Origin of the sequence: Streptomyces naganishii JCM 4654 (genome assembly GCF_014650575.1) — a bacterium.
Lineage (GTDB): Bacteria > Actinomycetota > Actinomycetes > Streptomycetales > Streptomycetaceae > Streptomyces > Streptomyces naganishii.
The window spans coordinates 83,894-103,991 of record NZ_BMVF01000024.1 but is presented as its reverse complement, the minus strand read 5'-3'; the positions used below and the strand labels follow the sequence as shown (position 1 = coordinate 103,991).

The following is a 20,098-nucleotide window of genomic DNA, read 5'->3' as shown; positions in this document are numbered from 1 at the left end:
AGTCATGCCGGACCCGGAGGCCAGCGGCCCTCTTGCAGGACCGCGAAGAAGATAACGGGGGGGGGAGGGAGCGTGGGGCCCTTCGGGACCATCCCCGCGGGTGCGGGGAGCAGGCCGAAATCCTGGACGTCGTTGAACCCAGGGCGGGACCATCCCCGCGGGTGCGGGGAGCAGGGCGCGGCACAGATCATGCCGATGACGGTCGGGGGACCATCCCCGCGGGTGCGGGGAGCAGTTCTCCAACGAGGCGATAGCCACGTCCGGCTGAGGACCATCCCCGCGGGTGCGGGGAGCAGTCACAGATCCGCGACCACCTCGCCGAGTTCCTGGGACCATCCCCGCGGGTGCGGGGAGCAGACTCCCTCGGGCAGCCAATAGAAGTCCGCATCGGGACCATCCCCGCGGGTGCGGGGAGCAGACGTAACCCGTCTTGGGGTCGATCTGGCCGACGGGACCATCCCCGCGGGTGCGGGGAGCAGATTCCCGACCCTCCCCCATGACCCGTAGCTCAGGGACCATCCCCGCGGGTGCGGGGAGCAGATCCCTTCGGTCTGCTGGCGTTCCACGTGGAGGGGACCATCCCCGCGGGTGCGGGGAGCAGCGAAATGGCGAACCCCCCTTGCCCGGTGGCCGGGGACCATCCCCGCGGGTGCGGGGAGCAGACCCCTCTCGTCCCGACCTTCACCCAGCCGGTGGGACCATCCCCGCGGGTGCGGGGAGCAGAGGGTGCCGTCCGTAGCCGGGTCGAACATCGAGGGACCATCCCCGCGGGTGCGGGGAGCAGACCCTCGACGAGGTCGGCGTCCAGCTGACCCCGGGACCATCCCCGCGGGTGCGGGGAGCAGGCTTGTGCCTCGCGGGTGTTGGCGCGGGTCTCGGGACCATCCCCGCGGGTGCGGGGAGCAGTCGAGCAGGGACCCCAGGGTGTCAAGCCCGAGGGGACCATCCCCGCGGGTGCGGGGAGCAGGCCGTGATCCTCGGCGGGGCCGTCGGCCTGTGGGGACCATCCCCGCGGGTGCGGGGAGCAGGGCGTCGAGGAGGCTGTGGAATTCGGCGGAGAGGGACCATCCCCGCGGGTGCGGGGAGCAGTGGGCTGGCCGTGAACGTGGCCGTCTTGTGGAGGGACCATCCCCGCGGGTGCGGGGAGCAGATCTCCCGGCCGCCGGTCCACCACGGGTAGAGGGGACCATCCCCGCGGGTGCGGGGAGCAGTCCCACGTGTGCTCGCTGCGGTGCGGCGTGAAGGGACCATCCCCGCGGGTGCGGGGAGCAGTGGCGCGGGTCGTCCCCGACCGGGGACATGTAGGGACCATCCCCGCGGGTGCGGGGAGCAGTTGCTGGTGGGCTTGCCGCTCTTGGGGGTGCCGGGACCATCCCCGCGGGTGCGGGGAGCAGTCGGCGCAGTCCCGGCTCGGACAGCGGGTGACGGGACCATCCCCGCGGGTGCGGGGAGCAGCAGGCGGTCGTTCTCCGCCTGCAAGTCCTTGAGGGACCATCCCCGCGGGTGCGGGGAGCAGCGGTCTTCGCCGCTCAGGCCCGCCCACGGCAGGGGACCATCCCCGCGGGTGCGGGGAGCAGTCTCGCACTCGAACCACACGCATTTGATCCAGGGGACCATCCCCGCGGGTGCGGGGAGCAGACCCGAGGGCGGCTGTCGGTCGTAAGGCATCTGGGACCATCCCCGCGGGTGCGGGGAGCAGAAACGGCCGTGGCCAGACCAATACTCACTTCCGGGACCATCCCCGCGGGTGCGGGGAGCAGTGCACGGTGATGTCGCCGGTCGCGGTGGAGCGGGGACCATCCCCGCGGGTGCGGGGAGCAGGACGGGAGGGGGGGGGCCGGCTGTGCTGCGCGCCGGGACCATCCCCGCGGGTGCGGGGAGCAGTTCGACTGCGAGTAGGTCTCGCCCGCGTGGCCGGGACCATCCCCGCGGGTGCGGGGAGCAGACTGTGCGGCCTGCGGGTTTATGACGCAGGTGCCGTGGTTTTCATGAGTTTCGTAGAATCCGGCAAAAGGTACCTATCTCCCGCTTGGCTTCCTTTTGGGGCTGTCAATCGAAAGTCCATCCGAGGTCGTTTCTGCTCGCGGTCTGCGGTGCGGCGCTCCGGGTAACGATAGAGCCTCTCCGTTTTCTTCATATTGGCTTCACTCTTCATCTACATCCTGTATGTATCTGGCATGACAGGCGAGGGGGGCACCCCAGTGGGGCTTCGCGCCCGGCTGGGTGGGCCGGCGTTGAGCGTGTGGGCCAAGCACGAGCGTGATTCCGACCGGTGGCTGCCTTTGTGGCGGCATATGGAAGACAGTGCCGCCGTGGCCGGGCGGTTATGGGACGAGTGGTTGCCGCTGTCCGTGCGGAGGCTGATCGCCGGCGCGCTGCCTGGTGGGGAAGTGGATGCGCGCCGGCTGGTGGTGTGGCTGGCCGGTGTGCACGACATCGGGAAGGCGACGCCCGCCTTCGCCTGCCAGGTAGAGCAGTTGGCGCAGGTCATGCGTGGCCATGGGCTGGATATGCGCTCGCAACAGGCGATGGGCGCGGATCGGCGGCTCGCACCGCACGGGCTGGCCGGGCAGGTGCTGCTGGGGGAGTGGCTGGAGGAGCGGCACGGTTGGACGGTCAAGCAGGCTGGGCAGTTCACGGTCGCGGTCGGCGGGCACCACGGCGTGCCGCCCGAGCACGGTCAGATCCAGGCGCTCGACGGTCACCCACATCTGTTGCGTACGCACGGGTCGAGCCGGGTGCTGTGGAAGCGGGTGCAGGAGGAGTTGCTCGACGGATGCGCGGACGAGTTCGGCGTACGGGAGCGCCTGGCGGCGTGGCAGGCGGTGAAACTGCCGCAACCAGCGCAGGTCTTGCTTTCTGCACTGGTCATCGTCTCGGACTGGATTGCCAGCAATCCCGACCTCTTCCCCTACTTTCCTGAGGATGTACCTCGTACGGGCCCCGAGCGGGTCGCGGCCGCCTGGCATGGACTGGACCTGCCGGGCCCGTGGCATGCCAAGGAACCGGTCGGGGATGTCCAGGAACTTTTCGTCTCCCGGTTCGACCTTCCGCCTGGGGCGAAGGTCCGGCCGGTGCAGGAGGCGGCTGTCGAACTGGCGTGGGGCATGGATGAGCCGGGGCTGATGGTGATCGAGGCGCCGATGGGGGAGGGGAAGACGGAGGCCGCGCTCGCCGCCGTGGAGGTCCTTGCCTCGCGGTTCGGGGCGGGCGGCGTGTTCTTCGCGTTGCCGACGATGGCGACCGGCAACGCGATGTTCCCCCGTCTGTTGGAGTGGCTCAAGCGTCTCCCGGCCCCGGAGGGGGTGTCCTACTCGGTGCAGCTGGCCCACTCCAAGGCTGCTCTCAACGACGACTTCGCCGACCTCATGGGCAGGGGCCGACAGGTCGCCGCGGTCGACGTGGACGGATCCGACGAGCGTGAGTGGCGGCCGATGAGCCGGAACCGTTTCGCTGCCGCCGAACTCGTCGCCCACGCCTGGCTGCGGGGGCGGAAGAAGGCCATGCTGTCGTCGTTCGTCGCGGGTACGGTCGATCAACTGCTGTTCGCCGGGCTCAAGAGCAGGCACCTGGCGCTGCGTCACCTTGCGATCGCCGGGAAGGTCGTCGTCATCGACGAGGCGCACGCCTACGACACGTACATGAGCGTCTATCTCGACCGGGTGCTGTCCTGGCTGGGTGCTTACCGGGTGCCGGTGGTGGTGCTCTCCGCGACTCTGCCGGCCGGCCGACGAAGGGAGCTGGCCGAGGCGTACGCGGGGAAGGCCACCGGTGACGCCGTGGTCTCGTTCGATGCTGTTGCCCAGGCCGACGAGTATCCGCTCCTGACGGCGGTCACGGCCGGGGGCGAGCCGGTCATGCGGCGCCCTGAGGCCTCTGACCGCGGCACGGACGTCGAGGTGGAGCGGCTCGACGACGACATTGACGTACTAGCCGACCGGCTGGAGGCGGAACTGGCCGAAGGCGGCTGTGCCGTCGTCGTACGCAACACGGTGCGCCGTGTCCTTGAAGCAGCTGCTGCGCTGCGGGAGAGGTTCGGTGAGGCGAACGTCACCGTCGCCCACTCATGTTTCATCGACGTCGACCGTGCCGCCAAGGACGCAGGCCTTCTGCGAAGATTTGGGCGGCCTGGCAAGGCCGACCGGCCGCAAGGAGCACACATCGTCGTTGCCAGCCAGGTCGCCGAGCAGTCTCTCGACGTCGACTTCGACCTGCTGGTCACCGACCTTGCCCCGGTCGACCTCATGCTGCAGCGCATGGGACGCCTGCACCGGCATTTGCGCGGCGGCGAGGAACAGACCGACCGGCCAGAGCGGCTGCGCCAGGCCCGCTGCCTGGTCACCGGTGTCGACTGGAACACCCCTGTACCCCAGCCGGTGCGCGGCTCGCGCGCCGTCTACGGGGCGTACGCGCTGCTGCGTTCCGCTGCCGCCCTGCTGCCGCACCTCGACGGCGGTCAGAGGCGCCCCGTAAGGCTGCCGGCGGACATCAGTCCACTGGTGCAGCACGCCTACGCCGAAGAGTCCGACGGCCCGGCCAGTTGGACGGAGGCGCTGCAGACCGCCCGCGCGCACTTCGAGGAGCATCGCGCGGACCAGGCCGAGCGGGCCGCAACGTGCCGACTTGACGCCGCCGCCCGCCCCGGTCGGCCACTGTTCGGCTGGGTCGCAGCGGGGGTCGGCGACGCGGACGACACCCGTCAAGGGAGGGCCCAAGTCCGCGACAGCCGGGAGAGTCTGGAGGTCGTGGTCGTACACCGGCGCGCCGATGGGACCTTCGCCACGGTGCCTTGGCTCGCACCGGACCGCAAGGGCCGCCCCCGCGCCGGGCTGCCACTGCCCACGGACCAGGTGCCGACCGCGTTCGCGGCCCGCACGGCGGCAAGTTGCGGACTGCGGCTGCCGATTCAGTTCAGCTACGCCGACGTCATGGACCGGGCGATCGACGAGCTTGAGGAACTGTATGTGCCCGCCTGGCAGGGAAAGGACAGTCACTGGCTCGCCGGCCAGCTGATCCTGCCGCTCAACGAGGACTGTCAGACCCACCTGGCAGGCTTCTGCCTCCGGTACAGCCCCAGCGACGGCCTCGAGGTGACCCGTGCCTGAAACCGACCAGAACAACGGCGACAGAGTGTTGTCGTTCGACCTCACTGTCCGGCCGTGGATCCCCGTGCTCAGAAGGGACGGCAGTCAGGACGAGTTGTCACTGCGCCAGGTGTTCGAGCAGGCCCATGACTTGCGGCGCATCGTCGGTGACCTGCCCACCCAGGAGTTCGCCCTGGTCCGTCTGCTGCTCGCGGTCGCACACGACGCACTCGGCGGGCCCCAGGACGCCGACGCGTGGGCGGAGCTGTGGGCGGACGAGAACTGCTTCGCGCCGGTCGGCGTGTACCTCGAGGCGCACCGAGGCCGGTTCGATCTGTTGGACGCCAAGACGCCGTTCTTCCAGACCGCGGGTTTGTGCACGGCGAAGGACGAGGTGTTCTCCCTCAACCGGATCGTGGCCGACGTTCCCAACGGAGAACCGTTCTTCACCGCCCGCATGCCCACCGTCGAGCGGCTCACCTTCGCCGAGGCAGCCCGCTGGGTAGTCCACGCGCACGCCTACGACACCTCCGGCATCAAGACCGGCGTGGAAGGCGACAAGCGCGCCAAGGGAGGCAAGGTCTACCCGCTCGGCGTGGGCTGGGCCGGGAACCTCGGCGGCGTCTTCGTCGAAGGTCGAACGCTGCACGAGACGCTGCTTTTGAACCTGGTTGCCGCTGACACTTCCAACCTGGAGATCGACGAAGCGGACGCGCCGGCGTGGCGCAGGGAGCCGTGCGGCCCGGGCGGCGCCGAGCGCGCCCCGACCGGTGTACGCGACCTGTACACCTGGCAGACGCGGCGCCTGCGGCTCCACTTCGACGAGACCGGCGTGCACGGCGTCGTCCTCGGCTACGGCGACCCCCTCACCGCCCGCGACCGTCAGCACCGAGAGCCGATGACCGCCTGGCGGCGCAGCAAGCCTCAGGAGGCAAAGCTCCGCAAGAGTCCGGTCTATCTGCCGCGCGAGCACTCTCCCGAGCGTTCCGCATGGCGCGGGCTCGGCGCCCTGATCGCCAACGAGGCTGTCAGGGCCCAGGGAGCGGAGCCTGCCGACTACCTGCGGCCGGGGATCCTGGAGTGGGTGGCTCGCCTGGTGACGGAGGGAGAACTGGAACGCGGCTTCCTCGTCCGGGCCCGGATCATCGGCGCACGCTACGGCACGCAGCAGTCTGTAATCGACGAGATTGTCGACGACCACGTGGCCATGGCCGTCGTCCTGCTCCATGAGCAGGACCGGCGCTACGCCGAGCAGGCCGTCGCGGCCGTCGGCGACGCCGATCTTGCGGTCAATGCGGTAGGCGACCTCGCCACCAACCTGGCCCGCGCGGCCGGCACCGAGATGGACGGGCCCCGCTCCAGCGCGCGCGATCTCGCCTACGGTCTCCTCGAGGCCCCCTACCGCACCTGGCTCGCACACCTGGCCGACACCGACGACCCCTATGCGCAGCGCGCCGATTGGCAGCAGCAGGTGTACAAGATCGTCGGTGGGCTCGGCGACCGGCTGATGACTGCGGCCGGGGACGCCGCCTGGCAGGGCCGGATCGTCCAGCTCAAGCACGGCACCGAGTGGCTCAACTCCGCACTCGCCGGCAAGTGGTTCCGCGCCGCTCTGTACAAGGGCCTCGGGCGCCCTGATTCCCCTGACATGCCGCCGGATGCGGACGCAAGCCCGGCACTCGAAACCACCGTGAAGGCACCCGCATGACCACCGTCACCGCACCTGCCACCCCACGCGAGCGCGTCGCCCGGCTCGCCGCCGGCCACATCGCCGCCCTCCAACGAGGCTACCTCGATGATCAGCCGCATGCCGTCGCGGCCCTCGCCCGGCTCCGCCGCGGCGCCGGCCGGGAGGCCGGGCAACTGCCCGACCTGTGGGCGCTGATCGACACCGGTCCCCTTCACGAAACGCCGGACGGTGCCCGGCCGCTGAGCGAGAACGAACTGATCCGGGCCGAGGACGCCCTGCACGTCGCACTCACCCTCTACGCGCTGCACCAGCAGTCCCGCCGCACCGGCATGTATCAGGCCGACCGGCCAGGCCGCCGCCGGGGCCTGGGAGCCGCGGTGCGCCGGATGATGAAGCCCGGCGAGATCGACGAACCTGTGCACAAGCGCCTGGTCCGGGCCGGCACCGCCCCCGACCTGACCGTTCTTGCCCAACGGCTGCGCGACATCGTCGTCCTGCTGCGCCGCGAGGACATCGAACTGGATCACGCTCAGCTCGCCGGACAGCTCTACACCTGGCAGTGGCCCGGCGGCGCGGACACCGTCCGCAGGGAGTGGGGCCGTTCCTTCCACGCCTGGCACGGCAAGCCCACCGACGGCAAGTCCCCCTCCGCCGGCCCCGACACCACCAGCACCACGGAAATCGACAAGGACGCCTCGTGAACCGCATCTTCCTCGACGTACACGCCCTGCAGACCGTCCCGCCCAGCAACATCAACCGTGACGACACCGGTGCCCCGAAGACCGCGGTGTACGGGGGAGTGCCGCGCGCCCGCGTCTCCAGCCAGGCATGGAAGCGAGCCACGCGTACGTACTTCAAGGACGAACACCTGCTGGACGCGAGCGAGCTCGGCGTACGGACCAAGAAGATCGTGGAGGCAGTCGCGGACCGGATCACCGCGCTCGATCCCTCCCTCACCGGTGAGACCGCGCTGCGAATCGCGGACGAGACCGTGAAAGCAACCGGGTTGAAGACCGAGGTTCCCAAGCGCAAGGCGGCCGCGGCCAAGGACGGTGAGCCCGAACCGGCACCCGAATCCAAGTACCTGGTGTTTCTCAGCTCCCGCCAACTCGACGGCCTGGCCCGCCTCGCCGTCGAGGGCGCCGCCGACATCACGGCGTACCTGAAGGACAAGGAGAACAAGGGCCGGGCGAAGCAGATCGCCGACACTCTCCACTCCGTCGACATCGCCCTGTTCGGCCGCATGGTGGCCGACGACGCCGACATCAATGTCGACGCCGCCGTCCAGGTCGCTCACGCCATCAGCGTCCACCGCGTGGACAACGAGTCGGACTACTACACCGCCGTCGACGACGAGAACACCGACGCAGAGACCGGCGCCGGCATGATCGGCACCGTCGACTTCAACTCCGCCACCCTGTACCGCTACGCCGCTCTCGGTGTCCACCAGCTCGCCGCCAACCTCGGACAGGGCCTGCGCGACGACGAGCCGCGCACCGATCCGGTCCGCCGAGCTGTGGAGGCCTTCGTCCACGGCTTCATCGCCTCCCTGCCCACGGGCAAGATCAACACCTTCGGGCACCACACACTGCCCGACGCGGTGATCGTCAAGCTGCGCACCACCCGACCCGTCAGCTTCGTCGCCGCGTTCGAGGACCCGGTACGGGGCGATAGCGGCGGCTACGTCCGCGAGGCGTCAGAGCGTCTGGCCGCGTACATCCCCGACATCGAGCGTGCCTACGGCGACGAAGAGTCCACTCTCACCTGGGTGCTGCGCGTCGGCCCGAACACGCAGAAGCTCGCCGGCATCGGCGCCGAGTCACAGAACATCGGCGAACTCGTCGCCGCCATCGGCCAGGCCGTCGCCGAGCGCCTGGAGAAGCCCGCATGAGCGTCCTGACCCTCCGGCTCGCAGGCCCCCTGCAATCCTGGGGGGCCTCGGCCCGCTTCGCCCGCCGTACCACGGAGTCTGCCCCCACCAAGAGTGGCGTCATCGGCCTACTCGCTGCGGCAGCCGGCATCGAACGCGGCGACGACAACAAGCTGAGGCCGCTGGCCGCCTTGCGGTTCGGCGTCCGGATCGACCAGCCAGGCACTCGGGTACGGGACTTCCAGACCGCCCACCACGGCGTCACCGGTAAATCCATGCCACTGTCCAATCGTTTCTACCTCGCCGACGCCGTCTTCTTGGCCGCCCTCGAAGGCGACCACCGGCTGCTCGCCGAACTGCACGCAGCTCTCCTCGCGCCGGTCTACGCACCGTTCCTCGGCCGTCGCTCCTGCCCGCCCTCCCTCCCCGTCGAGCTCCACCTCCACGACCACGCCGGTCTGCAGGACGCTTTGCGCGAGGAACCGTGGCAGGCATCGCCCTGGTACCGCAGGCAGTACCGCGGCCAGAACGACGTCGAACTGACCGTGCTTCGCGAGGCGGACGCACACGAGCAGAACACCGCGGACACCCTGCGGGACCAGCCGCTCAGCTTCGCCGCGGAGCACCGACGCCACGCTCTGCGCACCCAGGTCAGCTACAGCGTGCGTATCCCCAACCCGTCCGCCCGGCAACTGCCGCGGCATGACCCGTTCGACGCCCTGGACGAAGAGAGCGCCTGATGTTCCTCACCCGCTTCCGCGTGAACACCGCGCGGTCCGGTGCCCGCCGCCTGCTGTCCTCCCCTCAGGCCATGCACGCGGCCGTCATGTCGTCCTTCCCGACACTGCTGCCCACAGACACACCCCCTTCAGAGGGCCCGCGGGTGCTGTGGCGGCTGGACCACACCACCCGCGCCGAAGTGATGCTGTACGTCGTCAGCCCCGACCGGCCCGACCTCACCCACCTCGTCGAACAAGCCGGCTGGCCCGCCGCAGCCGCCGCCGACCCGGCCGAGCCAGGCTGGCAGAGCCGCCCCTACGGCCCACTCCTCGACCGGCTCACCGCGGGGGACAAGTGGGCGTTCCGCCTCACCGCCAACCCCGTCCACCACGCCCGCCGCAAGGACGACGAACCGACCAAGCGCACCGCACATCTCACCCCGGTGCACCAGATGGGCTGGCTCCTCAAGCGTCAGGAGACGTGCGGCTTCCGCATACTGGAGAAGGCAGATGACAGGCGACTGCTTCCCAGTGGCACCACCCGTACCAAGCAGCCTCACCCCGGCGACCGGTATGAAGTGACCGTCCGCGACAAACGCGTACTCGCCTTCGACAAGTCCCGCAGCACCGCCGCCCAGGGCGGCCGCCGGGCGCCCGTCAGCCTTGTCACCGTCACCTTCGACGGGCGACTGGAGATCACCGATCCGCAACTGCTGCGCCGCGCCCTGACCCAGGGGATCGGCAAGGCCAAGGCATACGGCTGCGGTCTGCTCACGCTGGCCCCAGTCGGTACGGCGAGGTGAGACGGTGACCACCGTCTCCCGGCGGGCCGCGCTCAGCCCACGCCAGCTCACCCGCACCGGCGAACGGCTGTCCTTCGTCTACCTCGAGCGCTGCACCGTGCATCGGGACGCCAACGCCATCACCGCCGAGGACGCCGACGGCACCACCCATATTCCGTCGGCGACCATCGGCACTCTCCTCCTCGGACCCGGCACCCGCATCACCCACCAGGCAATGAGCGTCCTTGGCGAAACGGGCGCCGCCGTCTGCTGGGTCGGGGAACAGGGCGTGCGCTACTACGCCGGCGGCCGCGCCCTGAGCCGCTCTTCCGCGCTCGCCGAAGCACAAGCCGTGCAGTGGGCCAACCCCCGCAGCCGGCTTGCCGTCGCCCGAGCCATGTACCGACTGCGATTCCCCGACGAGGACCCCGCCGGTCTCACCCGTCAGGAACTCCTCGGCCGCGAAGGAAGTCGTGTCAAGGACTGCTACCGGGCCCAGTCCGCCCGCACCGGCGTTCCCTGGCGCGGCCGCCGCTACACCCCTGGTGACTTCGCCAGCGGCGACCCCGTCAACCAGGCAGTCACCGCTGCTGCCCAGTGCATGTACGGCATCGCCCACGCGGTCGTCGCCTCACTCGGTTGCAGTCCGGCGCTCGGTTTCATCCACTCCGGCCACGAACTCTCCTTCGTCCTGGACATCGCCGATCTGTACAAGACGGAGATAGGAATCCCGCTCGCCTTCGACGTGGCCGCCGAGGACGAGGAGGACATCGGCCCACGCACCCGCCGCGCCTTGCGGGACCGCATCAGCGAGACGTCCCTGCTCGACCGCTGCGTCAACGACATCAAGCGTCTCCTGCTGCCGCAGGCTTCCGCAGCGGGGACGACGGGAGACGACCTCGATGTCGTCACGCTGCAGAGCGACAGGGGCCACACTGTCGCCGCGGGCCACAACTACGGCAGCGAAACCGGTGATTACGACGTCTACGGCGACGTGGAGCTCTCCTGGTGACCGTCATCGTCCTCACCAACTGCCCGCCCGGCCTGAGGGGCTTCCTCACCCGCTGGCTCCTCGAGATTTCGGCCGGCGTCTTCATCGGCAACCCTTCCGCCAGGATTCGCGATCTGCTCTGGGACGAGGTCCAGCAGTACGCGCACCAGGGCCGCGCCCTCCTTGCCCACACGACGAACAATGAACAGGGCTTCACCTTCCGTACCCACGACCATGCCTGGCACCCGGTCGACCACGAGGGCCTGACCTTGATCCGCCGTCCGAAAGTCCAGAGTTCCTCAAATGCCGCGAGCACCGCACGAAAGGGCTGGAGTAACGCATCCAAGCGACGGCGGTACGGCAAAAGCTGATGCGTGAAGTGTTCCTTATGGGCGTTTCATCGGAGTCGGCGAAACTGCTTCGAAGTGACCTGTCTCCGTGACAAAGCCGCAGGTCATGAAGTGTGCTCCCCGCGCCCGCGGGGATGGTCCCACGTACAAAAAAGGACACTTCGGCATTTTCCAGTGCTCCCCGCGCCCGCGGGGATGGTCCTCCTCGACCGAAGGGGCCGCCGATCCGGATGTGGTGCTCCCCGCGCCCGCGGGGATGGTCCCGGCTCACCGCTGAACAAGGCTGGGACGCTGGCGTGCTCCCCGCGCCCGCGGGGATGGTCCCATGAGCCAGTTCGGCCGCTCTCTGGACCAGCAGTGCTCCCCGCGCCCGCGGGGATGGTCCCTCCCGCCGCTGCGGTGCCGGGTCGGCCGGCTGGTGCTCCCCGCGCCCGCGGGGATGGTCCCCGGGCGATCGCCCAGAGCGGTGGCACCCTCGGGTGCTCCCCGCGCCCGCGGGGATGGTCCCAGGGACTTGCCTGCCTTGCCGTCGCCGACGAGGTGCTCCCCGCGCCCGCGGGGATGGTCCCCGCGGCGCCACCGCGGAGGAACTCGACAAGCTGTGCTCCCCGCGCCCGCGGGGATGGTCCATCGCAAAGGGCTTCGTCGACGTCGGCAAGGACGTGCTCCCCGCGCCCGCGGGGATGGTCCCACGTGAGCGAAAGTGCGTCGTCGTCCCGTCTCGTGCTCCCCGCGCCCGCGGGGATGGTCCCGACGCCATCGCGGCACTCACCGCGGGCGGTGAGTGCTCCCCGCGCCCGCGGGGATGGTCCCGAGGATGGCACGCGGGAACTGGTCCGAGTCGAGTGCTCCCCGCGCCCGCGGGGATGGTCCCTGCAACCTGCGGCGCAGGTTGCCTGCTGTCCAGTGCTCCCCGCGCCCGCGGGGATGGTCCCAAGGTCATGAGCAGCCCGATCGTCAGCTTCGGGTGCTCCCCGCGCCCGCGGGGATGGTCCCCCCTCAACGGCGGAGAGTCAGAATGTCGCTCAGTGCTCCCCGCGCCCGCGGGGATGGTCCCGAGCGGGTCGAGGAGTTCGCCTCCGAGCACGGGTGCTCCCCGCGCCCGCGGGGATGGTCCCGAGCGGGTCGAGGAGTTCGCCTCCGAGCACGGGTGCTCCCCGCGCCCGCGGGGATGGTCCCTGTCGGGATCCTCAGCGAGCTGTAGACGGGCGGTGCTCCCCGCGCCCGCGGGGATGGTCCCGGCGAGCACAACGCGCTCGCTGACGCCCGGCAGTGCTCCCCGCGCCCGCGGGGATGGTCCCGCCTACACGGTGTGGGGTCTGACGGGCTGGACGTGCTCCCCGCGCCCGCGGGGATGGTCCCCCGGGCGATGGTGGCGAGCCGCTCGGATGCGGGTGCTCCCCGCGCCCGCGGGGATGGTCCCAGCGACGCCGTCCTCCACGACACCCGCGGCGGGTGCTCCCCGCGCCCGCGGGGATGGTCCCTCCGAACCCGTGTCTACACCTGTCCTCCACATGTGCTCCCCGCGCCCGCGGGGATGGTCCCAGCACATGGTGGGCGTGCACCCGCTCCGTGCCGTGCTCCCCGCGCCCGCGGGGATGGTCCCGGTGACGCGCCGGCCTACGGCAAGCGGTCCCCGTGCTCCCCGCGCCCGCGGGGATGGTCCCCTCCAGAACCGGCACGCGATTCAGTACGGGCAGTGCTCCCCGCGCCCGCGGGGATGGTCCCGACGTGTGGGCCGTCGTGAGCGGGGCCGTGGGGTGCTCCCCGCGCCCGCGGGGATGGTCCCACCCCGCCCCCGGTCGTGTCGGACGTGGACGGGTGCTCCCCGCGCCCGCGGGGATGGTCCCTGGCGTGGCACCAGAACGCGCACGCCCTCGTCGTGCTCCCCGTGCCCGCGGGGATGGTCCCGACCTCCTGAGCGCGGGCATCAGGACGCCGGCGTGCTCCCCGCGCCCGCGGGGATGGTCCCGCGTCGTAGAGGCGTCGGTCGTTGCTGCCCTTGTGCTCCCCGCGCCCGCGGGGATGGTCCCGGCCGGCGGTGTCAGCCGGGCGATAGCCCAAAGTGCTCCCCGCGCCCGCGGGGATGGTCCCTGGCCGTGGATCCTGGGCGCGCTGACCGGCCCGTGCTCCCCGCGCCCGCGGGGATGGTCCCGACCCCGCCAACGCCCGCTCAGCGCACCGCCGGTGCTCCCCGCGCCCGCGGGGATGCTCCCACGTGCGCCGCGTGTGGGGCGAGATCGAAACGGTGCTCCCCGCGCCCGCGGGGATGGTCCCTCCGGTCCCACCTTCCCCACCTTCTTGGCCGAGTGCTCCCCGCGCCCGCGGGGATGGTCCCTACACGGACTCCCCGCTACACCGCCGCGGCGAAGTGCTCCCCGCGCCCGCGGGGATGGCCCCGTGCCCAACGTTCGCGGTAGCCGTGGGTAATCGGCAGCCGGTGTAATGAAGGCAAGCATCAGAGGCCCGACGGTTGCAGTCCCGGTTGCGGTTCGCCCTCGTACGCGGTCGTCCGAATTCGAACGTGTAGCAATGCCTCCTCGGTGGTGAACGCTAATGAATCGAACACCGGCACGGCTCAGGGGGCTTAAACCTCGCTGCCCCTCGCGGGCGTACCGGTTCAAGTCCGGTTCCGGGCACCACTCCGCCTGCGACGCGGGGCGAGGTCCGCTCCCGGAGTGCTTCGACTGCGGCGGTCCGTGGGCTGCGGCTCCGGTTGCCCATTGACCTCCCTGCAGGGTCTCGCCGGCCCGAGTCGCCGGATCCTTTTCCAGGTGGCGCGCTCTGCCTGTCGTCGGCGCCGGCCGAGTGCGGCGCGCCAGTCCGCTTGCGGTGATCCTGCTTGCCGTCAGCGCGGTGTCTCGCCGAGGGCGGCGCGCAGCCAGTCCAGGGAACCGGTTTCCAGTACGGCGTCCGCGAGGGCCTGGCCGCTCTTGGTAGTGATCCGTCCACGGCTGTTGTCGACCCACCGCTGTACGTCGGCGTAGCCCTGGGCCTGATATTCCAGGCCCTGGATCATGCACTCCAGCTTGTCGGCGTCCCGGGCGCAGACGGCCTCCGGACTCTCCTTCGCCTCGTACTCGCCGACCAGAGCGCGGATCGCGTCGGCCAGGCCCTCAGGCATGCCGGCGACCTGGTCGGCGGTGATGTCGCGCGGGTCCGCCTCGCCCTTGCTGTACCGCTTGCCCAGGTGATTGACGTCGCCGGTGCGGGTCTCCTGGGAGTCGTGCCACACCGCGAGGAAGGCGGCCCGAGCCGGGTCGGCGCCTTCCAGTTGAGCGATGATCGAGGCGATGAGGGCGGTGCGCCAGGAGTGGTCCGCCACGGACTCCGGGTCCTTGACGCCCGCCATCCACCACCCGGACCGCTTGGTGTTCTTGAGCGTCCCCGCCTCGTACAGGAAGCGCGCTACCGCAGTCAGCTCCTGGTCGTCAGACACCGTGGGGCTCCTCTCACGCCTCGGCGAGGCGGATCGCGTACCGGATGCTCTCCAGCTCTCGCCGTGCTCGCGGCGAGAGGTCTCCGCCATCCAACATGATCGGCAGCCTCTCGCGTAGGGCGCGGGCGGCTTCGCCGGACCGCAGCAGGTTGAGGCGCACCTGGAGCAGCGCCCACACGCTGTGCACGTTGAGGTCCACGTAGCCGTGTTCGGGGGCGATCCCGGATGCGAGGTGGGCCAGCAGTTTGTCTCCGTGCCAGGGGCCCAGTGAGCCGTCCGCGATGAAGTCATCCGAGAGCTGCGGCACAGGTGCCTCGCCCACCCAGTACGCCCAATAGGCCAGGTTGGCGGCCTCGCCGGCGTCGTCGTCGATCAGGGCAGAGTCGATGAAGTGAGCCATGCGGTCACGGTCGCCGTGCCGGGCGGCAACCGCGGCCACGGAGCGGTTGTTGAGCCAGGCCGTCAGCCAGTCGTCGGGGCGCTCGGTGCGCTGCTGGTGGGCCAGCCAGTCGGCGGTGTCCGCGTCTCGGTCGTACCCGGACAAGTAGAGGGCCTGGCGACGCAGCAGGAATTGCCCGGGCCCGCGCGCCTGTTCGGCTGTGGCCCGCATGCGCTTGAAGAAGGTGCGCCGTTCGGCCGCGGTGAGCTGGGGCCCGGTCGGGGCGGGGCCTCGGCGGGCCCGGGCCGGCCGGGGCAGGGCGCGGATGGGTCCGGGGGCGACTCCGTTGAGCGGCCAGACCAAGACTTCCGCGAGCTCCCGCTGCATGACCACGGCGCCCAGTGGGCTCTCCTCGGCGGGGGTGTCCTCGTCCAGGGCGCCGGCCAGCAGCACGTCCGCCTCCAGGGCGCGCTCCAGCGCCTGGAGCAGTACGGGGGAGGTTCCCATCTGCATGAGCCGGTGCCGTAAGGCGAGCGTCTGGCCGACCGGTACGGCCGTGAGGGGACGGCGGCCGGTCTCCCACCCGGCGATCGTGTCTGAGGACACCCCCAGGCGCTCGGCCGTCTCGTCCTGGGTGTAGCCCTGCTGCTCGCGGATCACCCGCAGGACGTACCCGCTGAGCAGGCCCGTGTGGGGCCGCGCAGCCTGACCCGTACTGCTGGTCAGGGTTTGCCGAGTCCTTGGCCGCATGAGCAGTCCAATCCTGGTGCTTTGCCCCATTACCACCTGTACTCACGGTCACTTCAGGCGTGGCCGTCGACTACATACGGTCGTGGCTATCCCTGCATCAGGCTACTTGGGAGGCCACGAGACATGGGCACCGTTCAGCATGTTCACCACCCGTCGGTGGCACCGCCAGGTACCAGAAAAGAGGTAGTGAGCGGCGCCGAGCGGCGCCTGGCCGTCGAGCACTGGCTCCTCATGGCGACCGAAAACCGTGGCCGGGCACGGCTGGAGTGGGAGCAGGCCAGGGACGACGCGGAGTTCCTGGGGCGCGGCCGCTTACTGGGAGTGCCAGCGCTGGACGCCACCAGTCCGGACCGCCGCAGCTACTGGTGCGTGGAGATGAACAGCGCTGGAGACCTGGCCGCTGCGGACACCGTTGCGCAGCTTGTTCAGATGGGCCGCTACCGGCTGCCTGGCGGCGAAAGGCTCCTTGGTGGGTGACGTCATGCTCAGGAGTAGTCCGCCCAGCGGCGGAATCCGGCTGGAGGCGGAGGACGGTTCGCCGGTCGTCACAACCGTGCTCCCGCGCGAACCCGAATCGGTGTCCGTCGCCCGCCGCCTGGTGCGCCACACCCTGGCGGACTGGCGGCTGCCGCACCTCATCGACGCGGCCGAGCTGGTCGTGTCCGAGCTGAGCGCCAACGCTGTCGAGCACGCGCGGCACGGCTCGTTCCGGGTGACGCTCCGGCGCGAGTCAGGGGACCGCGTGCGCGTGGCCGTCACGGACAAGAGCACCGCCGAGCCGGTGCTGTGGCCCATGAATGCGGAGGCGGAGGGCGGTCGTGGTCTGGCCCTGGTCGCCGCCCTCGCGTGCCAGTGGGGAACGGAACCCCTGGGCTGGGGAAAGCGCGTCTGGGCGGACCTGGAGCCGGACCAGCACGAGGAGACGCATCTGGTCCACTCGGTGCCGATGTACGCCAGCCGCAGGGCCCAACAGGTGTACGTGCTGATAGTCCTCACGCTGGGCGTGGTGCTCACCTTGGCCGTCGTCCGGGGCGCTCCGTGATGGTCCAGTGGTTCACCGGCGAATGCTGGCGCTGCGATGACCACGACGTGAACGTGACCTGGGTCGGTCCCGCGCAGTCCGAAGGACAGCACGCCCCTATCAACCTGTGCGCCCCGTGCGTGGACGCCGTGGAACGCAAGTTCTGGCAGCACGTCATGGGCCGTGCCGCCCGTCCCGCTCCGTCCGCCACCGGCTGCACGAGCAGCGTCGGCCGCCCTCACCACCGGAGGAGTCCCGTGAACCAGCAGCCCCGCGAAGACGGCACCCCCGTACAGCTCGTGTCGTTGTCGTTCACCGGCCTGGGCATCCGGGCCGACGCCGACGGACGGACCGGACGGGAGGGGTGGCGGATCATCTCCGAACGCCACCCGCGCCTGGCGCTCGCGGCTGGCGCCTGCGCCGTACTGCTGGCTGGCCTCGCCGCCACGGCCGTGGTCCGCCTCCTGTAACCCCCTGAACACCCGCCCGGGCCGGTCGTGGCGAAATGACCGGCTCCCCGCGCCACAGGACCCGCACCCCTTCGTGGTTCCCGGTCAGGGGTGGGCCACCACGTCCTGGCTGACCCTTCGTGGGGGAGTGACGACAGCCCGGACACCGGTCCCGGCCGCCGCCGACACGGCGGCCGGGATCAGCACCCACAGAATCCCGCCCCCTCCCGGGCGACCGACTCTCTTGGAGCGTGCATGCATTCCCTGATCGCCAGTCCGTTCCTGGACCAGCACGTGCTGGTCCGGCCGGGGAGCCGCGGCGGCGCCCTGTTGCCGGAGGCCCGTTACGAGGAACTGCGCGAACGCGACGCCGCGGAGCCGGCCCCGCTCTGGCTCTCCGACGCCGTGCAGGAGCAGTGGGAAGACCTGGACGTGACCGGCCGCCCGACCGGTGACTTCCTGCTCGTCCGCCAGCCGTCCACCTGGGTCTACGGCAAAGCGAGCTGGGAGGTCAACCTCGGCTGCAACTACAAGTGCAAGCACTGCTACCTGGGACTCAAGGTCAACTCCGGTATCCCTGGGAGGACAAGCGGCAGTGCCTGGACATCGTGGCGGAGGCTGGTGTCCTCTTCCTCCAGGTCACCGGCGGCGAGCCGACCATCGATAAGGACTTCCTGCGTGCGTACCGGTACGCCTGGGAACTCGGCATGATGATCACGGTCTCCACGAACGGCAGTCTGCTGTGGCGGGAGAACCTTCTCCGCCTGTTCCGGGAGTGCCCGCCGTACCGCGTCACGGTGTCCATGTACGGCGCAACCAAGGCCCGTTACGACGAGCTGACCCAGCGCGAGGGCGCGTGGGACCAGTTCGTGCAGGGTATGAACGCCGCCCGCCACGCCCGCCTGCCGCTGCGCATGAGCATCGTCGTCACCGAGGACAACGGCCACGAGGAGCAGGCCATGGTGGACCTGTGCCAGTCGTGGGGCGTCGAGTATGAGGTCTTCACGAACATGACGCCGACGATCTACGGCGGCGGCGAGGTGCTGACCGCGCAGTCCAAGGAGCACCTGCGGTTGCGCAAGACCTTCACCGGCTGCAACGCCGGACACACATTCTTCCACATGGACCCGCACGGCCTGGTGTCCATCTGCAAGATCGGCCGCGACGAACAGATCTCCTTGCCCCACGAGGGCATCCAGGGCCTGGCCCGGCTGGGAGAGATCGCGGACCGCCTCATGCTTCGCACCGGCGGCTGCTCAGGCTGCACGCTCGCCGGAACCTGCCGCGTGTGCAGGCCCCTGGCTAGGCACTACCAGGAGGCGAAGGCCCCGCTGGCGGCGTACTGCCAGCACGGAGAGAAGAAAGCAGGGTGACGATGACCGCTGTAGCAGTCGAGATCTCGCCGCGGCGCCCGCTGCCGGGCGACGGACCGGCCGGGAACGGCACGCCGTACTTCACGCGGCCGGTGCTCGCGCCGGTGGAGCCGGTGACCCAGATCACCAGTATCGGCGACATGGACACCGTGATGGACAGCGCGAAGTGCTCGTGTGCGGCGGGCGACGACAACCCGCACTAGCGGCCTGATCTGCCCCTGATCCGGTCGTGAACGCGCAGGCCCAGACGGCAACTCGGGTCGGGGCCTGCGCCGTGGGCGCTCCCTGGGTAGCGTGCGGTCATGCGCTTTCACTGGGGCTGGGTTGAGCCTGTGATGCCCGTGCCGTACGTGCCAACTCTGGGCCCTGTCCTCCAGGGCGACCCGCTACCTGACCTGTTTGAGGCCGTCGTGGATATCGCAGGCACCGGCCGTTTCCTCCCGTACGACAAAGACCGCCGCTGGTCCGCCGTCAAGGCGGAGCGCGTCCTGGTCGACGCCGTCGAGCACGACCGATGCCAGACCCTCGTGCCCACGCTCACCGAGCGGGGCACCGGCGTCGTCAAGGTCCACGTGTTCGGGGCGGAGCCGGACAGCCTGACCGCCGGCGCCAACCTGGCCCGCAAGCTCGCCGCCGTCCACGGGGCCGGCAAGGCCAGGGTGGTGTGGTTCCTGGGTCCCGAGCAGCCCGAGGTGTACGCCCGGGGTGTGGGCACTCGCGTCCAGCTCAAGGACTTCACCCACGGGCCGGGCGATGCTCCCGGTGTGCTGGTCCACCAGGACAAGCAGCTCAACGAGTCGGCCGGGTTCGCGGAGTTCGCCGAGCGGATGGCCGCGGACGGGTTCACCTTCCTGTACCAGCAGATGCAGGCCGGGACCGTGGGACCGGTCCTCACTGTCCTCCACCACGGCCGTGTGGCCGGCGCCATCGGCCCCATGGAGACCATGGCCGACGCCACCGGATCCGCGCGCCTGCTGCCCCAATACTTCGCTGTGCTGCCGCAGTACCGCGGCCACGGCTACGGCCGGGCCCTGTGGCGGGCAGCGATGCACTGGGGCCACCAGCACAGCGCCGCTTACCAACTCCTGCAGACGGAGGTGGATGGCGCCTCCGACCGCCTATGCCAGGCCGAGGGCCTGACATCCCTCGGGTTCGTCAACCAGAGGGACGCCTAAAGCCCAAGACCGGGAAGTTAGGGCTG

The 20,098-nt window shown here is 70.4% G+C and carries 17 protein-coding genes and 2 CRISPR repeat arrays; of the genes, 15 read left to right on the top strand and 2 right to left on the bottom strand.

The window, feature by feature from the left end; genetic code table 11:
- Positions 1-84 precede the first annotated feature (84 nt).
- A CRISPR array of direct repeats spans positions 85-1,945; the repeat unit is 29 nt; unit sequence GGGACCATCCCCGCGGGTGCGGGGAGCAG.
- A gap of 295 nt (positions 1,946-2,240) precedes the next feature.
- The 8 genes from cas3 to cas2e are packed head-to-tail and all read left to right on the top strand — an operon-like array spanning position 2,241 to position 11,507.
- Complete coding sequence (cas3, locus tag IE217_RS30865; protein WP_444545576.1) at positions 2,241-5,105, top strand: CRISPR-associated helicase Cas3'; 2,865 nt, start codon at positions 2,241-2,243, stop codon at positions 5,103-5,105.
- On the top strand, positions 5,098-6,792 hold the full coding sequence (gene casA / locus IE217_RS30860; RefSeq protein WP_190181251.1) for a type I-E CRISPR-associated protein Cse1/CasA: 1,695 nt from the start codon (positions 5,098-5,100) through the stop codon (positions 6,790-6,792). Before cas3 ends, casA begins: the two co-directional genes overlap by 8 nt.
- The gene (casB, locus tag IE217_RS30855; protein WP_190181250.1) at positions 6,789-7,475 is read left to right on the top strand and encodes a type I-E CRISPR-associated protein Cse2/CasB; all 687 of its coding nucleotides are present in this window, start codon (positions 6,789-6,791) and stop codon (positions 7,473-7,475) included. Before casA ends, casB begins: the two co-directional genes overlap by 4 nt.
- Positions 7,472-8,665 carry a type I-E CRISPR-associated protein Cas7/Cse4/CasC gene (gene cas7e, locus IE217_RS30850; protein WP_190181249.1) on the top strand — a complete coding sequence of 398 codons (1,194 nt, stop codon included), beginning with the start codon at positions 7,472-7,474 and terminating at the stop codon, positions 8,663-8,665. Before casB ends, cas7e begins: the two co-directional genes overlap by 4 nt.
- Entirely contained in the window at positions 8,662-9,384 is a 723-nt protein-coding gene (gene cas5e / locus IE217_RS30845) for a type I-E CRISPR-associated protein Cas5/CasD (RefSeq protein ID WP_190181248.1), read from the top strand. The genes cas7e and cas5e overlap by 4 nt, the downstream gene beginning before the upstream one ends.
- On the top strand, positions 9,384-10,166 hold the full coding sequence (gene cas6e / locus IE217_RS30840) for a type I-E CRISPR-associated protein Cas6/Cse3/CasE (RefSeq protein WP_190181247.1): 783 nt from the start codon (positions 9,384-9,386) through the stop codon (positions 10,164-10,166). Before cas5e ends, cas6e begins: the two co-directional genes overlap by 1 nt.
- Positions 10,167-10,170: 4 nt before the next feature.
- Complete coding sequence (gene cas1e, locus IE217_RS30835; protein ID WP_190181246.1) at positions 10,171-11,157, top strand: type I-E CRISPR-associated endonuclease Cas1e; 987 nt, start codon at positions 10,171-10,173, stop codon at positions 11,155-11,157.
- On the top strand, positions 11,154-11,507 hold the full coding sequence (cas2e, locus tag IE217_RS30830) for a type I-E CRISPR-associated endoribonuclease Cas2e (protein WP_190181245.1): 354 nt from the start codon (positions 11,154-11,156) through the stop codon (positions 11,505-11,507). Before cas1e ends, cas2e begins: the two co-directional genes overlap by 4 nt.
- Positions 11,508-11,599: 92 nt before the next feature.
- Positions 11,600-13,886: direct repeats of the CRISPR family, unit length 29 nt; unit sequence GTGCTCCCCGCGCCCGCGGGGATGGTCCC.
- Positions 13,887-14,334: 448 nt separating this feature from the next.
- On the opposite strand, the gene IE217_RS30825 is transcribed toward cas2e, so the two are convergent.
- Both IE217_RS30825 and IE217_RS30820 read right to left on the bottom strand, forming a co-directional pair.
- Positions 14,335-14,925, bottom strand: a complete 591-nt coding sequence (locus tag IE217_RS30825; protein WP_229865706.1) for an HD domain-containing protein — start codon at positions 14,923-14,925, stop codon at positions 14,335-14,337.
- A 13-nt stretch (positions 14,926-14,938) separates the two neighbouring features.
- The gene (locus tag IE217_RS30820; RefSeq protein WP_190181243.1) at positions 14,939-16,054 is read right to left on the bottom strand and encodes a helix-turn-helix domain-containing protein; all 1,116 of its coding nucleotides are present in this window, start codon (positions 16,052-16,054) and stop codon (positions 14,939-14,941) included.
- A gap of 123 nt (positions 16,055-16,177) precedes the next feature.
- Here IE217_RS30820 and IE217_RS30815 point away from each other — a divergent pair, with 123 nt between their 5' ends.
- From IE217_RS30815 to IE217_RS30790, 7 genes are all read left to right on the top strand, one after another.
- Entirely contained in the window at positions 16,178-16,531 is a 354-nt protein-coding gene (locus IE217_RS30815; RefSeq protein ID WP_190181242.1) for a hypothetical protein, read from the top strand.
- Between the two features lie 4 nt (positions 16,532-16,535).
- A complete protein-coding gene (locus IE217_RS30810) occupies positions 16,536-17,096 on the top strand; it encodes an ATP-binding protein (protein WP_190181241.1) in 561 nt (186 codons plus the stop codon).
- A gap of 236 nt (positions 17,097-17,332) precedes the next feature.
- On the top strand, positions 17,333-17,545 hold the full coding sequence (locus IE217_RS30805; protein WP_190181240.1) for a hypothetical protein: 213 nt from the start codon (positions 17,333-17,335) through the stop codon (positions 17,543-17,545).
- A 234-nt stretch (positions 17,546-17,779) separates the two neighbouring features.
- Complete coding sequence (locus tag IE217_RS35295) at positions 17,780-18,235, top strand: hypothetical protein (RefSeq protein ID WP_308432791.1); 456 nt, start codon at positions 17,780-17,782, stop codon at positions 18,233-18,235.
- A complete protein-coding gene (locus IE217_RS30800) occupies positions 18,133-18,897 on the top strand; it encodes a radical SAM protein (protein WP_308432790.1) in 765 nt (254 codons plus the stop codon). Before IE217_RS35295 ends, IE217_RS30800 begins: the two co-directional genes overlap by 103 nt.
- Positions 18,898-18,899: 2 nt before the next feature.
- Complete coding sequence (locus IE217_RS30795) at positions 18,900-19,100, top strand: hypothetical protein (RefSeq protein WP_190181264.1); 201 nt, start codon at positions 18,900-18,902, stop codon at positions 19,098-19,100.
- A gap of 207 nt (positions 19,101-19,307) precedes the next feature.
- Positions 19,308-20,072: a GNAT family N-acetyltransferase gene (locus tag IE217_RS30790; RefSeq protein ID WP_308432789.1), complete on the top strand. Its 765-nt coding sequence runs from the start codon at positions 19,308-19,310 to the stop codon at positions 20,070-20,072.
- Positions 20,073-20,098: the final 26 nt, after the last annotated feature.